The organism is Ruegeria sp. YKSF57 (genome assembly GCF_059612585.1).
The window spans coordinates 60,800-73,624 of sequence record NZ_JBXWQW010000025.1; the positions used below are offsets into that span (position 1 = coordinate 60,800).

The following is a 12,825-nucleotide window of genomic DNA, read 5'->3' on the forward strand; positions in this document are numbered from 1 at the left end:
GTAACGTGTCTTCACTATCGTGAGAGTTTCGCCGGCATCGGATTTTCCTTCCTGTCGACCGAAATGCGCACGTGACCCATTTGCCGGGAGCAATTGGCATTTGACCTGCCCCACGGTTGCCGAAACGATAGTGCAACACAAGGTCGGAGACTGTGAATTGGGTTACTTGCAGCTTATTGCGCGGTCGATGTTGGCCTTGCTGAAGGGAGCAAGATCTTCGCGCACCCAGTCATCATCGTGGCGGACCGAGATAATTCGCTGCCAGCTGGCATCGGCCAGGATCATCTCTGGGCCAGACCCGCAATTGCGCAACCCGCCCGAAATGAAATCCTCGCCGATGCGGTGATTGGTGAGGCCGGGCAGGCTGGCGACCTCTTCCAGCATACCGTCGCGATAACGCCAGATGCGCAGGGTTTTGGCCAGGTGAGGACGGTCGATATAGGCGATCTCGACATGTCCGTCGCCGTCCAAGTCGGCGGCGCCGATTGGGGCGAGCCAGCGAAAGCGGGTACCGATATTTGGCGTTGCCGCCAGATAGTCGGGTTTTCCGTTGCTCAGCCCTATGATCAGCAGGCGCGCGCCGTAGTTCTGATGGCTTTCGACGACGACCACTTCGGGTTCACCATCGCCGGTCACGTCCCAAAGGCGCGGTTCGATATCTTCGAAAACCGTTTCCGGCTGAGCATCGATTTCGTATGTCACGCTCAGATGGCCGGTCAGGAGCGATCCTTCGGATCCTCGCTGTCGCTTGACCGTGACTTGAATGGCACCCCATTCCTGGTTGTCGCCCAGAACACCGTGCGGATAGGCCGTGGTAGGCAGGGTATACGTGGCGTCCGAGATGACCTGCGCCTGTGCAGGCAAAAACGGCCACAGCGCCAGAATCGCTGCTGCGGCCGAAATGCGCATCAGATCTGCTTTTCCGGCATCTGCACGACCAGACCGTCCAGCGCGTCGGTGACCTTGATCTGGCAGGTCAGGCGCGAACGGGCCGGATCGGGTTCATAGGCAAAATCCAGCATGTCCTCTTCCATGTCGTCCTTGGCCGGAATCTTCTCGACCCAGTCGGGATGAACATAGACGTGACAGGTCGAACAGGCGCAGGCGCCGCCGCAATCGGCTTCGATGCCCGGGATATTGTTGTCGCGGGCGCCTTCCATCACGGTCAGCCCGTTGGCGACCTCGACGGTGTGCTCGGTGCCGCCATGCTCGATATAGGTGATCTTTGCCATTGCTCGCGTCTTCCTTCTGCGATGTTCCGAACCTTCCTTAGTCAAGCCCTTTAGACGTTTCCACCCTCATTTGCGACCCCTCGCGGCGCGTCTGGACTTTCCTTGCACATGTTCTATTTTTGTTCCCATGATCGTTCTATCCGCTTCCAAGGCGTCCCTTGCCCATGACTGGCCGCGCCCGCCTGCCTGTCTGCCCGCTGCCCGGCTGGACGACCCGCCCGAAGGCGCGCGGGTGACGGTGGCGGGGCTGGTGATCCTGCGGCAGCGACCGGGCACGGCCAAGGGCGTCATCTTTGTTACGCTCGAGGACGAGACCGGCGTGGTGAATATAGTGGTCTGGCGCAAGATCTATGAACAGTTCCGCCGCGCGGTCATCTCGGGGCGGCTGCTGCGGGTGACGGGCCGGATGCAACGGGCGCATTCGGTAACCCACGTGATCGCCGAGGAGGTCGAGGATATCTCGGGCATGCTGGATCTATTGGTGCGAGGGGATGGGTAGGTTCGTTTTGCCGGACGAAGTGAACTTTCGCTGCGGCAGTACGAGTTTCGGCTTCCTGACCCACGACAGACCCGTGTGAATGATGTCGTGGGTGATGCGATAGCGTCATTACCTATTGTGCTGCAATCTCCAGCGCAAGCGGGACGAGCAGCATGGTAAGAAGGGCGTTCAGGATCATACCAAGACTTGCAAATGCCCCGGCCGTTTCGGACATCTGGAAAGCACGCGCTGTGCCGATTGCATGCGAAGCTACCCCAAGCGCGAAGCCTTTCGCACGGTCGTCGGTGATCCGGCAGGCATCCAGAATAGATGGCCCGAACGCAGCGCCGAAGATACCTGTCGAGATCACAATGACCGCAGTGAGACCGGGAATGCCGCCTTGTTTGACGACGATCTCGACAGCGACCGCCGTCGTCGCGGACTTGGGGGCCAATGTCGCGAGTAATATATCTCCTGCATCGTCGAAGATCGGGTAGATCAGAGCGCTTGCAAGAGCGACGAGCGAACCCGTCAACAGCGCTATACCTATAGGCAAACCAGCCTGCCGGATCAGACCGAACTGGCGAAAGAGCGGAACCGCCAGAAGGACGATCAGGAGCGAGAGAGTCGCATCTATTGGCTCCGCTTTCTGGAGGTAGTTGCCGTAGGGAATTTCAAGCACGAGCAGGACTGCCGCGACGAGGCATGTGGCGACCAGAACCGGGTTCAGAAACGCCGAGCGCCCAGAAACTTGCCAAAGCGCGTCGGCGGCACCGTATGCAGCGATTGTAATGCCGATTGCAAACAGCGGTTGAGCAAGGGCCAGGTCCAGAAGCTCGGTCATACGCGTGCCTCCCCGACGACACGTCTGAGAAGACATTGGAAGACAATTCCAGTTGCAACAAGTGTCGCCGCCGTTCCGGCAACGATTGCGATGGCAATGTAGACCCATGACGCGAACAGCATATCGAGGCTTGCCACCACACCGACAGCCGCGGGCACAAAGAACAGGGGAAAGTACGGAGCGGCAAAGTCAAACAGCTCTTCGGATCCTGGGTCCGGCCCGCCCCGCACGGTGAATATCATCGTGAGCATGGCCAACCCGAGGGCCGCTCCGGGAAAAGGAAGAGAATATTGCTCGGAAATCACGTCACCAAGAACAAGAAGACAGATGATGATTGCGGCTGAACGGACCATTGAAAGAACCTTGCTTCAATAGGCGGTTCTAAGGACCATCCATGACTGAACCTGGGAGAGCCGCCTCGCGATGACTTGAGGATGCCAGAATTGTTGGTGTTTTAGGTTTACTCATCGGTATACTTTGGAGCATGCCCAGAGACTCCTTTGAAACCCGCGAGCGTATCCTGAAGTACGCATTTACCGTCTTCTATCGTGAAGGCTATGAACGGTCGGGTGTCGACGCTATTGCGAAAGCGGCAGGGGTCACGAAGCGAACTCTCTACAATCACTTTCCGTCGAAAGACGATTTGATTGCCGAGGTGATGTTGGCACAAGTTGAGCTTGCGGAACGAAACATCCAGCGATGGTTCCGGTCCAAGCCCAAGACAACAAAGGACGTGATCCGCACCATATTCGGTGAACTGCGCAAATGGTCGAGCTCTCCGGATTGGAGAGGGTCGGGCTTCAGCCGCGCGGCGATGGAACTCGCGTGGGCGCCTGGACACCCCGTCAGGCAAGCCGCGATTGCGCAAAAAAACATTTTGCAGAACTCCCTGACCAAGGCATTGTCCAGGGTCGGCGATCCGAATCCCGAGAAGCTTGCCGCTACACTGGTCGTTCTCTTTGAGGGAGCAATGGTCATGCGCCTGATTCATGGAGAGCAGAACTGGATCGATATTGCCGAAGACTCGGCACACGCCATCTCTCTCGACCAAGACACAGGTCGTTGCGCCGTGACAGGGAACTGAAAAGCACCGCGCATGAAGTGACCTGGATTGCGAAATCAGACACGGTCAATCACCTGATTGCCAAGTACCCGACGGACTGAAAGCGTTCATTGGAGCGGCGCGCAGCATCTGTCAAAATGGGCTCAAAACAGTCCAAGTCAGACTTCGTTGCACAAACATAAACCGTTGCACCAATTTACCGCTGATAACCCTTCACGACGCGGCACACTGCGCAAAATCGACACTGATCGACCCGAATAACTTCGCGTCACCCCCGCTCTTTCCGGTTGAACCGCGCGCCGGGATTTGCCTCTCTGACCGGAACGACGAGGAACACATACATGCCGCACCTCCTGTTCTGGATCGCCGCCGCCTGCGCGTTGGTCTATCTGCCGATGACAACCAACCCCGCGAGCGGTGCCCGAACCGTCCTCAAGACCGCCTCGGTGGCGGGGCTGGCACTGTTGGCCCTGATCCTTGGCGCACCTCAGCTGCTGATCGCGGCGCTTGCGCTTTGTGCACTGGGTGATGCCTTGCTGTCGCGCGAAACGGATGCGACCTTCATGACCGGTATCGGCGCTTTTGCAGCCGGGCATCTGGCCTATATCGCGCTTTTCCTGACCCATCCTGCAACCGACGTGGCCCGGATCATGAACAGCCCCGGCATCGTCTGGACGCTGGTCCTGCTGGGTATCGTAATGGCCACGCTGCTTGCCCCCCGTGCAGGTGACCTGAAGGGTCCGGTTCTGGCCTATATCCCGATCATCCTCGGCATGGGCATCACCGTTCTGGCCCTGCCTGACACCGGTGCCCTGCGCCTGGCCCTGCCCGCCGCGCTGGCCTTCATCGCCTCGGACCTCATTCTGGCCACGGAAAAGTTCCTGCTGCCCAAGGATCACCCGGCGCTGAAGGCAACGCCCTATCTGGTCTGGCCGCTCTACTGGGGGGCACAGGCCGGATTTGTCACAGCCTTCGTCTGACCCTTTGCAACCGCCGCCAATCCGCATTAGGTGAAAGGAACACCTGCGGAGACCAAAGATGGCGTTTTTATCCAAGCTCAAGGACCGGCTCTTCAAATCCTCCTCGCGGCTCGAACAGGGGCTGGACGCGATTGTCGAGGACGGCGGCGAAGAAACGCCTGAGCCTGTGATCCCCGAACCCGAGCCTGAGCCTGAGCCGCAACCGGTTCCCGAAGTGCCGGAACCTGCCCCCATACCGCAACCGGTCGAAACGCCCGCGCCGATGCCCGCCGATCCTGTCCCCGCGCCGCCGCCGCCCGAGGACCCGGCGCCCGAGACGCAAAAAGGGCTGCTGGGCCGACTGTTTTCGCGCGGATCAGACCGCACGGTGGTACGCCGCACGCTTGACGACGACATGCTGGAACAGCTCGAAGAGCTGTTGATCGCTTCGGATATGGGCGTCGATACCGCCCTGCGTGTCACCGCCAATATGGCCGAAGGGCGGTTCGGGAAAAAGCTTTCGACCCATGAAATCAAGATGCTGCTTGCCCAGGAGGTTACCCGCATCATGGAGCCGGTGGCCCGACCCATGCCGATCTATCCGAAACGCCCGCAGGTGGTTCTGGTGGTGGGCGTCAACGGATCGGGCAAGACCACCACCATAGGCAAGCTCGCCAGCCAGTTCAAATCCGCCGGAAAGAAGGTGGTAATCGCCGCCGGCGACACTTTCCGCGCCGCCGCCGTGGAACAGCTCCAGGTCTGGGGCGAACGCGCCGGTGTGCCGGTCCTGACCGCGCCCGAAGGCTCCGACCCCGCCAGCCTCGCCTTCGACGCGATGACAAAGGCACAGGAGGACGGTGCCGACCTTCTCATGATCGACACCGCGGGCCGGTTGCAGAACCGCGCCGACCTGATGGAGGAACTGGCCAAGATCGTTCGAGTGATCCGCAAAAAGGACGACACCGCCCCTCACAATACGCTGCTGGTGCTTGACGCCACCACCGGCCAGAATGCGTTGAGCCAGGTCGAAACCTTCCAGAAACTCGCGGATGTCTCGGGGCTGGTGATGACCAAGCTCGACGGCACCGCCAAGGGCGGCGTTCTGGTGGCGCTGGCCGACAAGTTTGGCCTTCCAATCCACGCCATCGGGGTCGGAGAACAGATCGACGACCTCTCGCCGTTTGACCCCGAAGATTTCGCCGCCGCCCTAACCGGCCTCGCCCGGACCTGAACTTCATCTTTTTGAAAATACTCCCGGGGGTCCGGGGGCAGGTAGCCCCCGGCCATACCTCCCTGCGAAAGGTCAACGTTTGAGCGATTGGCTCATCTCACTCGAAGGCACCGAAGCCGGTCATCAACTGGCCCTTGGGCTGGCGCTGATGGCTGCCTTTTTGCATGCGGTGTTCGGCGCGCTTCAAAAAGGCCGCCACGACCCGTGGCTGTCACGTGGGGCGATCGACGCCTCCTATTGCCTCATGGCGGCACCATTTGCGTTTTTCGTCGTGCCCTGGCCCGAGCCGCACATGTGGCCGATCTTTGCCACGGCCTGGTTCATCCACATTCTCTACAAGATCTTTCAGGCGATGGCCTATACCAAGGGATCTTATACTGTGGTCTACCCGGTGGTGCGGGGCACCGGGCCGCTGTTTACGGTGATCGGTGCCTATTTGTTGTTCGGCGAAGTGTTTTCGCCGCTGCAATGGCTGGGAGTCGCGGTGCTGCTTTCGGGCATCTTCGGGCTTGCCGCCTATAACCTGCGCTATCTTGAGGCCAACCGCGAGACGTTGGCCGTGGCACTGGCTCTGGCGGTTACTACAGGTCTTTTCGTGGCGCTTTACACCACCTATGACGCCTATGGCATCCGCGCGACCGCCGACCCGTTCACTTTCCTGGCCTGGTTCTTCATGATCGACGGATGCACCATGCCGATCTACTCCTTTCTCAGGTGGCGCGCGATGATCCACCGCCCCGCCCCCGGCCCCTTGATGCTGCGCGGCTTTGCAGGCGGTATCATCGCGTTTTTGTCATTCGGAGCGATCATGCTGGCCACCCGGCTCGATAAGGTGGGCGAGGCGGCGGTATTGCGGGAGACTTCCACTGTTTTTGCAGCGTTGATCGGCTGGCTGGTCCTGAAAGAGACGGTTGGACCTCGTCGAATTGCCCTGATGGCATTGATTGCCGAGGGCGCTGTGATAGTTGAGATGGGTGGCTGAGCAACAGGACAGGCAATGGCAGAGAAAAAAGACATCAACCCGCTTTTGAAACAGGTGCTGGAACTAGGGCCGCCTCTGGCATTCTTTTTCATCTATCTACGCCTGCGGGATGACAGTTTCCTGATCGGAGGGACCGAGTATTCCGGCTTTATCGTTGCCACCATACTGTTCGTGCCACTGATGTTGGCCGCAATGGGTGTACTTTGGTATCTCACCGGCAAGCTCAGCCGGATGCAGATATTTACCGCTTTCATGGTGATCTTCTTTGGCGGGCTGACCGCTTGGTTCAATGACGAGCGATTCTTCAAAATGAAGACGACACTGGTCTACGGTTTTTTCTCGGCCACGCTGGGCATCGGTCTTTTGCAGGGAAAATCCTACCTGGCTTATATCCTCAACGAGATGATCCCTATGCGCACCGAAGGCTGGATGATCCTGACCCGCCGTCTGTGCGCAGGTTTTGCCGGTCTGGCCATTGCCAACGAACTGGTCTGGCGCACCATGTCGACCGACCTTTGGGTAAAGATCGAAACCTTTGGCTTTCCGCTGGCCCTGATGGCGTTTCTGATGATGCAGTTCAACCTGTTGCAGAACTACATGGACGACCCGGACAGCAATTGAGGCACCAACCGTACGGCGTCATCACGCGATGGTGAGGAACACCTCCCCGTCGGATAAAACACTTGGTTTACGGCCAAACCTGTGAAAAATAGCTGACCACACTCACTCACACAGGGGGCAAGTCCCTTTCATGACAGCATTTCCTGACACCGGGTTTCTGTCCGACGCGTCTGATCGGCTCAAGGCGATGCTTTCGGCCCAGGCATCGGAAATCGTTCTTGACCGGGGCGATATTCTGTTCGAGCAGGGCGACGACGGCGATGCACTTTACGCCATTCTCTCTGGTACACTCGAAGTTTCCTATCTGTCGATGAACGGGCGCAAGCTGACCCTGGATCTTATGCGGCCAGGCGAGGTGTTCGGCGAGATCGCCCTGTTCGATCCCGGCCCTCGCACAGCGACCGTGTCGGCGGCTGAACCGTCGCGGGTTCTGCGCGTGCGCAGCAGCGATGTGCTGGATCAAATCAAGACACATCCCGAACTTGCGGTGGACATGATCCGTCTTGCGGGTCTTCGCATGCGTTGGATGAATTCTCAGCTGAACGAACAGGTGTTCTTGCCGATGCCTATCCGACTGGCCCGCAAACTGCAGCATCTCGCCCATCTGCAGAACGACCCCAACAAAATGCTCGCCCTGTCGCAAAGCGAGTTGGCCGAATTCGTGGGCGCCACGCGCGAGGCGGTCTCAAAAACTCTGTCCAGCTGGAAGAAAGAGGGCATTGTCGAGGCAACCCGCGGCGGATTACGCATCCGGGATTTCGAGGCGCTCGGCGACCTGGCGGAATCCGATCTGATTTGATTTTTTGCCGTACGGTGTGATCCGGTTCACATACGGAAAAACATGCCCAGCATATACAGATTATGGTTACCGTACCGAGACCGGAAGATCATCCCCAATGTCTGTCCGTACCGGTCTCTCCCTGTAACAGAGCCATATGCTTCGGCATATGGCTCTTTCCTTTTGCGCTTTTCCCAGATCGGGAGACGACACAAAAAGGGCCGGGCAAAACCCGGCCGTTTTCTAAACTATAAAGCGATCAGTCGGCGAGGCTCAGCGCCACGAATCTGGGCTCACCACCACGACGCACCAGAAGCAGCAGGGACTTGCGCCCCGCCTCTTTTGCTTCGTCGATCCGCGCGTCGAGATCGCCAAGCGACGTGACTTTTTGCTGTCCGGCCTCGGTGATCAGGTCACCCGCTCGCAATCCTTTTTCAAAGGCTTCCGACGCTTCGTCGACATTGGTCACGACAAGCCCTGATGCGTCCGCATCAAGTCCCAGATCCTCACGCATCTTGTCCGTCAAGGGCATCACGGTTAGCCCGAGAATATCTTTCTCCTCGACAGACGACGGCGCTTCGGAGGATGAGGACTCTCCGTTTTCCTGACGTTCGGCATCCTCGCGGCGGCCGAGCGTCACCAGAACAGTCTGGGTCGCACCATCGCGATACACCACAACGCGAACGGATTTTCCAACAGTCGTTTCGCCTACCTGCCGAACCAGCGCCCGAGTATCCTCGACCTCGACGCCATCGAAATTGACGATCACGTCCCCTGCCAGCAATCCGGCTTCTTTCGCGGGACCGTCCGGCACATCGCTGATCAGCGCGCCGCCGGGCTTGTCCAGCCCCATCGCTTCCGCCATGTCCTCGGTCACGTCCTGAATGCGCACGCCCAGCCAGCCGCGCCGGGTTTCACCGAATTCGCGCAACTGGTCGACCACCTTGACCACCACGTTGGACGCCATGGAAAACCCAATCCCGATTGAACCACCATTGGGCGACAGGATCGCAGTGTTCACGCCGATCACCTCGCCGTCCATGTTGAAGAGTGGCCCACCCGAGTTGCCCCGGTTGATCGCCGCATCGGTCTGGATGTAGTCGTCATAGGAACCGCTGAGCGCCCGGTTTCGGGCCGAGACAATCCCCGCGGACACGGAAAAGCCCTGCCCCAGCGGATTACCCATCGCCACCACCCAATCACCTACGCGGGCGGTGTCGCTGTCACCGAACTTGACAAACTTCAAGGGGCCTTTCGCCTCGACCTTCAACAAGGCGATATCGGTTTTCTCGTCTGTTCCAATCACCTTTGCAGGAAGGTCCTGCGGCGGCTGACCATCGCCGGGAAAGAACTCTATCAGAATCTCGTCGGCCTCGGCAATTACGTGGTTGTTGGTGACAATGTAGCCATCCTCGGAGATCACGAACCCAGATCCCAGCGCATTGCTGCGGCGGGGGCGGTTGCCGTTGTCGCCATTGCGGTCCTGGAACTCACGAAAGAAATCCTCGAAAGGAGAGCCTTCGGGCACGATGCCCTGCGGGCCGGTCTGACTTTCGATCAGGGTGGTGGTGGTGATGTTGACCACCGCCGGGCTCACCAGATCGGCCAGTGGCGCCAGGCTTTCCTGTTTTGCCAGCGCCGATACCGCCTGCGCCAGCACAAGGAGCGTCGCGAGGAACGCCAGCCACATGAGTCTGACCTTGATCAGGGTATCGTCTTTCCTAAGGGAAATACTGCGTGCCTTCGCCTGCACTGGAGGTCTCCTTGTCACCGCTTTATCCGGCCGCCCCATGGGCAGCCCGTTCTTACTGTCCAATGTAGTCAGTTTGTTTCCGCCCGCAACTCGGGAAAGCAAGGAAATCACCGCCAGTTGAGCCATTTTCAGCCAACCGTTCACCTTTACCCAGGTTGGGCGGGTCTCAGTACCCGATCTGTTGCGCGGCCCACAGCAGAATGAACCCCGTAACGACACATAGCAGACCGACATTTCGGCGTGCGCTTTCCGGCAACGTGCGCAGCATCTCTAGCATTCGCTCGATAAGCGAAGGGGCCAGCGCATAGGCCAGCCCCTCGACAATCAACACCAGCCCAAGGGCCAGAAGGACCATGCCCATTACTGAACGGCCTTACCGGTGGGCGATTTCAGATAGTTGAAGAACTCCGAATCCGGGCTCAGAACCATCGAGCTGTTGCCACCTTGCAAGGCGCGTTCATAGGCCGACAGCGAGCGGTAAAACTCGAAGAATTCCGGGTCCTTTCCATAAGCTTCGGCAAAAATGCCGTTGCGCTCTGCGTCGGCCTCACCACGGATGATTTCAGATTCGCGGCGCGCATCCGAGACCAGTTCCACCACAGTCCGATCTGCCTGCGCGCGAATACGCTGCGCTGCTTCTTCACCGCGCGCCACTTCGTCGGCAGCTTCGCGTTCACGCTCGGCGCGCATCCGGGCAAAGGTGGCTTCCAGGTTGGCCTGTGGCAAGTCGGTGCGTTTCAAACGCACGTCGATCACTTCGAGACCCAGATCCTGCGCCTCAAAAATGGCACCGTTTCGAATGCGTAGCATCAGTGCGGCACGGTCTGAACTCAGGATATCGTTCGAACTGACCGAACCCAGAACCTCGCGCGTCTTGGCCCGCAGGATCGAATCGAGACGCGATTCCGCAGTGGCAATGCCGCCGGCACCAACCGCCTGACGGAATTGGCGCACATCAGCAATGCGATACCTGGCAAAGGCATCGACCACCAGGCGACGGTCGTCGAGCGGCGTGACTTCAAGCGGTCCGACCTCGCGGCTCAGGATCCGGTCGTCATAGCGAACAACTTCCTGAATGAGCGGGATCTTGAAGGCCAGCCCCGGTTCTTCCTTGACATCGATCACTCGACCGAATTGCAGCACCAGCGCCTTTTGGCGCTCGTCCACGATGAAGATCGAAGACAGAACCAGAACGACAGCGATCACCAGAACGGGAAGGATAAAGGTTGATTTTCGCATCACTTAATTCCCCTCGCCGGTGCTGCGACGCAGCTCGTTGAGCGGCAGGTAAGGCACAACTCCCTGCCCCTGTCCGCTTATATTCTCGTCGAGGATGATCTTGTCCACATCACCCAGAACCTGCTCCATCCGCTCCAGATAGAGGCGCTTTCGGGTCACATCGGGTGCCTTGGCGTATTCCTCCAAAACCGCGCTGAAGCGGCTGGCCTCACCCTGCGCCTCGTTGACGACGCGGGCGCGATACCCTTCGGCTTCTTCCAGCACCTGGGCGGCTTCACCGCGCGCACCGGCCAGAACCCGGTTGGCATAGGCATCGGCCTGTTTCTCAAGCCGGTCACGCTCCTGCCCCGCCGATTGCACTTCACGGAAGGCGTCCTTCACCGGCTCTGGCGGATCGGCGCCGTCAAAGTTCACGCGGACGATATTGATGCCAGAATTGTAACTGTCGAGGGTCAACTGAATCAGTTCCTCCAACCGTTCGGCGATGATCGCACGGTCACGGTTGAGAATCGGCGCCAGATCGGATTGTGCGATGATCTCGCGCATGGCCGATTCAGACACCGCCTGAATGGTCTGGCGGGGATCGCGCAGATTGAACAGATAAGCGGCCGGGTCGTTGATGTTCCAGACCACCTGAAAATCGATATCGACGATGTTTTCATCCCCGGTAAGCATCAGACCCGCTTCGATGCCGCGACCGCCCGAGCCGATGGTTTCGGTCTGTTCCACCTTGACAGGGATCACCTCGGCCGTGACCACCGGCCATGGCGCAAAGTTCAGACCTTCGGTGCCGATGCCCGAAAACTTGCCAAACAGCAACTCGACCGACTGTTCTTCGGGCTTGACCGTATAGGCGCTTGCAAATCCCCATAGGCCAAGCGCCACAAGAGCGCCCAGCAGAACCGTTCCCTTGGTCAGGGCGGGACCACCGCCACCACCCTTGCCGCTGCCGCCACGGCCACCGCCGCCGCGCCCGCCCATCAACACGCGCAGCTGCTCCTGGCCTTTTTTCATCAGCTCGTCGATCTCGGGGATCTGCGGGCCATCGCCTTCGGGCGGGCGTCGCCCGCCACCGTTGTTGCCTCGATTTCCTCCGCCACCCGAGGAGCCTCCGCCCCCCCAGGGGCCACCGCTGTTGCCCGCCATATGTTATCTTTCCCTTGTTTTGGCCCGTGTGATCACGGCGTCCCTTGTAACGTGTATGCGCGCGCGTGCAAATCAAGCACTGCGCACAGGATGCCGCATCGTGACCAGTTCCTCGGCCATGACCGGGTGAACGGCCACGGTCCGGTCGAAATCTTCTTTTGTCGCGCCCATCTTTACGGCGATCCCCGCAAGCTGGATCATCTCGCCCGCGCCCGGAGCCACGATATGACAGCCCAGAACTTTTCGCGTTGCCTTGGACACGATGAGTTTCATCAGAACCCGCTGCGATCGCCCGGCAAAGGATTGCTGCATCGGCTTGAACGATGTTGCATAGACCTCAATCGGCTCCTGCGCCGCCGCCTCTTCCTCGCTCAGGCCCACGGTGCCCATCTCGGGCTGGGTGAAGATCGCGGTCGGAATCAGTTCATGATCGACCGGCGTGGGATTACCCTTGAACACGGTTTCGACAAAGGCCATGCCCTCGCGGATCGCCACCGGA

Annotated in this window: 16 protein-coding genes; 7 read left to right on the plus strand and 9 right to left on the minus strand. The window is 59.4% G+C overall.

Going from position 1 to position 12,825, the window contains the following annotated elements:
- Positions 1–162: 162 nt before the first annotated feature.
- Positions 163–909, minus strand: a complete 747-nt coding sequence (locus AC2FLX_RS12305; protein WP_496809751.1) for an FG-GAP repeat domain-containing protein — start codon at positions 907–909, stop codon at positions 163–165.
- Positions 909–1,232 (minus strand): 2Fe-2S iron-sulfur cluster-binding protein, encoded by a 324-nt coding sequence (locus AC2FLX_RS12310; RefSeq protein WP_496744727.1) that lies wholly within the window; start codon positions 1,230–1,232, stop codon positions 909–911. The genes AC2FLX_RS12305 and AC2FLX_RS12310 overlap by 1 nt, the downstream gene beginning before the upstream one ends.
- Before the next feature lie 127 nt (positions 1,233–1,359).
- Between AC2FLX_RS12310 and AC2FLX_RS12315 the strand changes: the two genes are divergently transcribed.
- Positions 1,360–1,731, plus strand: a complete 372-nt coding sequence (locus tag AC2FLX_RS12315; protein WP_496744729.1) for an OB-fold nucleic acid binding domain-containing protein — start codon at positions 1,360–1,362, stop codon at positions 1,729–1,731.
- A 112-nt stretch (positions 1,732–1,843) separates the two neighbouring features.
- Here AC2FLX_RS12315 and AC2FLX_RS12320 read toward each other — a convergent pair whose 3' ends face one another.
- Positions 1,844–2,554 (minus strand): LrgB family protein, encoded by a 711-nt coding sequence (locus AC2FLX_RS12320; RefSeq protein ID WP_496744731.1) that lies wholly within the window; start codon positions 2,552–2,554, stop codon positions 1,844–1,846.
- Complete coding sequence (locus tag AC2FLX_RS12325) at positions 2,551–2,907, minus strand: CidA/LrgA family protein (protein WP_480748202.1); 357 nt, start codon at positions 2,905–2,907, stop codon at positions 2,551–2,553. Before AC2FLX_RS12325 ends, AC2FLX_RS12320 begins: the two co-directional genes overlap by 4 nt.
- A 131-nt stretch (positions 2,908–3,038) precedes the next feature.
- Between AC2FLX_RS12325 and AC2FLX_RS12330 the strand changes: the two genes are divergently transcribed.
- The 6 genes from AC2FLX_RS12330 (at position 3,039) to AC2FLX_RS12355 (ending at position 8,209) form a co-directional block, all read left to right on the plus strand.
- Complete coding sequence (locus tag AC2FLX_RS12330; protein WP_496809752.1) at positions 3,039–3,638, plus strand: TetR/AcrR family transcriptional regulator; 600 nt, start codon at positions 3,039–3,041, stop codon at positions 3,636–3,638.
- A 320-nt stretch (positions 3,639–3,958) separates the two neighbouring features.
- Positions 3,959–4,597, plus strand: a complete 639-nt coding sequence (locus tag AC2FLX_RS12335; protein ID WP_480748200.1) for a lysoplasmalogenase family protein — start codon at positions 3,959–3,961, stop codon at positions 4,595–4,597.
- 58 nt (positions 4,598–4,655) lie between these two features.
- Positions 4,656–5,807, plus strand: coding sequence for a signal recognition particle-docking protein FtsY (ftsY, locus tag AC2FLX_RS12340; RefSeq protein WP_496809753.1), 1,152 nt, complete (start codon positions 4,656–4,658; stop codon positions 5,805–5,807).
- Between the two features lie 79 nt (positions 5,808–5,886).
- Positions 5,887–6,789, plus strand: coding sequence for an EamA family transporter (locus AC2FLX_RS12345; RefSeq protein WP_496809754.1), 903 nt, complete (start codon positions 5,887–5,889; stop codon positions 6,787–6,789).
- A 15-nt stretch (positions 6,790–6,804) separates the two neighbouring features.
- Positions 6,805–7,410, plus strand: a complete 606-nt coding sequence (locus AC2FLX_RS12350; RefSeq protein ID WP_480748197.1) for an inner membrane-spanning protein YciB — start codon at positions 6,805–6,807, stop codon at positions 7,408–7,410.
- A 130-nt stretch (positions 7,411–7,540) separates the two neighbouring features.
- Positions 7,541–8,209, plus strand: coding sequence for a Crp/Fnr family transcriptional regulator (locus AC2FLX_RS12355; protein ID WP_480748196.1), 669 nt, complete (start codon positions 7,541–7,543; stop codon positions 8,207–8,209).
- A 238-nt stretch (positions 8,210–8,447) separates the two neighbouring features.
- On the opposite strand, the gene AC2FLX_RS12360 is transcribed toward AC2FLX_RS12355, so the two are convergent.
- From AC2FLX_RS12360 to AC2FLX_RS12380, 5 genes are all read right to left on the minus strand, one after another.
- Positions 8,448–9,878: a Do family serine endopeptidase gene (locus tag AC2FLX_RS12360; RefSeq protein ID WP_480748435.1), complete on the minus strand. Its 1,431-nt coding sequence runs from the start codon at positions 9,876–9,878 to the stop codon at positions 8,448–8,450.
- A gap of 229 nt (positions 9,879–10,107) precedes the next feature.
- Positions 10,108–10,302 (minus strand): DUF2065 domain-containing protein, encoded by a 195-nt coding sequence (locus AC2FLX_RS12365; RefSeq protein WP_480748195.1) that lies wholly within the window; start codon positions 10,300–10,302, stop codon positions 10,108–10,110.
- On the minus strand, positions 10,302–11,180 hold the full coding sequence (gene hflC, locus AC2FLX_RS12370) for a protease modulator HflC (RefSeq protein ID WP_480748194.1): 879 nt from the start codon (positions 11,178–11,180) through the stop codon (positions 10,302–10,304). Before hflC ends, AC2FLX_RS12365 begins: the two co-directional genes overlap by 1 nt.
- Before the next feature lie 3 nt (positions 11,181–11,183).
- Positions 11,184–12,326, minus strand: a complete 1,143-nt coding sequence (gene hflK / locus AC2FLX_RS12375; protein WP_496809755.1) for an FtsH protease activity modulator HflK — start codon at positions 12,324–12,326, stop codon at positions 11,184–11,186.
- A 72-nt stretch (positions 12,327–12,398) separates the two neighbouring features.
- Positions 12,399–12,825, minus strand: a 427-nt coding sequence (locus tag AC2FLX_RS12380; protein WP_496875436.1) for an oxidoreductase dimerization domain-containing protein, incomplete at its 5' end; no start/stop codon positions are given.

Bases quoted from the DNA above. Each gene is read 5' to 3' on its own strand.
- AC2FLX_RS12305 (WP_496809751.1), bottom strand. From the start codon at position 909: ATGCGCATTTCGGCCGCAGCAGCGATTCTGGCGCTGTGGCCGTTTTTG.
- AC2FLX_RS12310 (WP_496744727.1), bottom strand. From the start codon at position 1,232: ATGGCAAAGATCACCTATATCGAGCATGGCGGCACCGAGCACACCGTC.
- AC2FLX_RS12315 (WP_496744729.1), top strand. From the start codon at position 1,360: ATGATCGTTCTATCCGCTTCCAAGGCGTCCCTTGCCCATGACTGGCCG.
- AC2FLX_RS12320 (WP_496744731.1), bottom strand. From the start codon at position 2,554: ATGACCGAGCTTCTGGACCTGGCCCTTGCTCAACCGCTGTTTGCAATC.
- AC2FLX_RS12325 (WP_480748202.1), bottom strand. From the start codon at position 2,907: ATGGTCCGTTCAGCCGCAATCATCATCTGTCTTCTTGTTCTTGGTGAC.
- AC2FLX_RS12330 (WP_496809752.1), top strand. From the start codon at position 3,039: ATGCCCAGAGACTCCTTTGAAACCCGCGAGCGTATCCTGAAGTACGCA.
- AC2FLX_RS12335 (WP_480748200.1), top strand. From the start codon at position 3,959: ATGCCGCACCTCCTGTTCTGGATCGCCGCCGCCTGCGCGTTGGTCTAT.
- ftsY (WP_496809753.1), top strand. From the start codon at position 4,656: ATGGCGTTTTTATCCAAGCTCAAGGACCGGCTCTTCAAATCCTCCTCG.
- AC2FLX_RS12350 (WP_480748197.1), top strand. From the start codon at position 6,805: ATGGCAGAGAAAAAAGACATCAACCCGCTTTTGAAACAGGTGCTGGAA.
- AC2FLX_RS12355 (WP_480748196.1), top strand. From the start codon at position 7,541: ATGACAGCATTTCCTGACACCGGGTTTCTGTCCGACGCGTCTGATCGG.
- AC2FLX_RS12360 (WP_480748435.1), bottom strand. From the start codon at position 9,878: ATGTGGCTGGCGTTCCTCGCGACGCTCCTTGTGCTGGCGCAGGCGGTA.
- AC2FLX_RS12365 (WP_480748195.1), bottom strand. From the start codon at position 10,302: ATGGGCATGGTCCTTCTGGCCCTTGGGCTGGTGTTGATTGTCGAGGGG.
- hflC (WP_480748194.1), bottom strand. From the start codon at position 11,180: ATGCGAAAATCAACCTTTATCCTTCCCGTTCTGGTGATCGCTGTCGTT.
- hflK (WP_496809755.1), bottom strand. From the start codon at position 12,326: ATGGCGGGCAACAGCGGTGGCCCCTGGGGGGGCGGAGGCTCCTCGGGT.